The organism is Gordonia malaquae NBRC 108250 (assembly GCF_000344135.1).
GTDB lineage: Bacteria > Actinomycetota > Actinomycetes > Mycobacteriales > Mycobacteriaceae > Gordonia > Gordonia malaquae.
In genome coordinates, this window is record NZ_BAOP01000089.1 from 1 (window position 1) to 1320 (window position 1320).

At 64.4% G+C, this 1320-nt stretch carries 1 pseudogene and 1 other annotated feature; the pseudogene reads left to right on the forward strand.

The features are described 5' to 3' along the window. Positions 1-54 precede the first annotated feature (54 nt). Positions 55-1295, forward strand: a pseudogene (locus GM1_RS21295) (IS3 family transposase). Continuing rightward, positions 336-464 (forward strand) — a sequence feature (AL1L pseudoknot). It overlaps the preceding pseudogene by 129 nt. Positions 1296-1320: the final 25 nt, after the last annotated feature.

Genomic DNA, 1320 nt, shown 5'->3' on the forward strand with positions numbered 1-1320 from the left:
TGAATTGACCCGTGTTTGATGGAGACAGGTTTGACCGGAAGGAAGACTTGTTTCATGCCTCGCCCATCGAAGTACTCGCCGGAGTTGCGTGATCGCGCAACGCGGATGGCGATCGACGCTCGCAAGGACCCCGGGACTGCTCCCGGCGCGATCGCACGGATCGCCGGTCAGCTCGACATCCATCCCGAGACACTGCGCAGTTGGGTCCGCAGAGTCGAGGACGGCCACGCGGCCGTGCCTGGTGCGCAGACGGTTTCTGATATCGAGCGGGTCCGTCAGTTGGAGAAGGAGAACGCCGAACTCCGCCGCGCGAACGAGATCTTGAAGGCGGCGTCGGCTTTCTTTGCGGCGGAGCTCGACCGCCCACGCAGGTGATCGTCGCGTTCATCGACGATCACCGTGATCGCTGGGGTGTCGAGCCGATCTGCACCGTCCTCACCGAGGCCGGCTGCCCGATCGCCCCCAGCACCTACTACGCCGCCCGAACCCGACCACCATCAGCCCGCGCGGTCCGCGACGACTACCTCAAAGTCGAGATCATGCGGGTCTATCAGGACTCCGGCGGCGTCTACGGTCGCCGCAAGATCCGCGCCGCACTCGCCCTCGCCGGCATCACCGTCGCGAAGTCCACAATCGAACGACTGTGCCGTGACCTGGGGATACGGGGTGTCGTGCGTGGTAAGTTCCCGCGGACCACCAAGCCTGCGCCCGAGACCGCCCGACCCGACGATCTGGTCGATCGAGCGTTCTGTGCTGATGCGCCGAATCAGTTGTGGGTCGCTGACATCACCTACGTGCGGACCGAGGTCGGCTGGGTGTACGTGGCGTTCGTCCTGGATGTGTTCTCCCGGATGATCGTCGGTTGGCAGACCTCGACCCGCATGTTCGCCGACCTCGCGATCGACGCACTGGCGATGGGCCTGTGGTTACGTCGGCGTGCCGGCCAGGACGTGACCGGCCTGATCGCGCACAACGATCGTGGCGTGCAATACCGAGCCATCCGCTACACCCAGGCCCTCGACGAGGCCGGGGCCGTCGCATCGGTCGGATCCCGCGGCGACTCCTACGACAACGCGATGGCCGAAGCGTTGAACTCGTTGTACAAGCACGAACTGATCTACAAGAAGGGACCGTGGACGAGCACGAACGCCGTCGAGATCGCGACCGCCGAATGGGTCCACTGGTACAACAACCGTCGCCTGCACAGCGCCCTGGACTACCAGACACCAGCAGCGGCCGAAACCGACTACTGGGCGCAGCACACTGCCCCTGAACCTGCCCTACAGAACAACTGATCGGTCTCCATCAAACCCGGGTCTT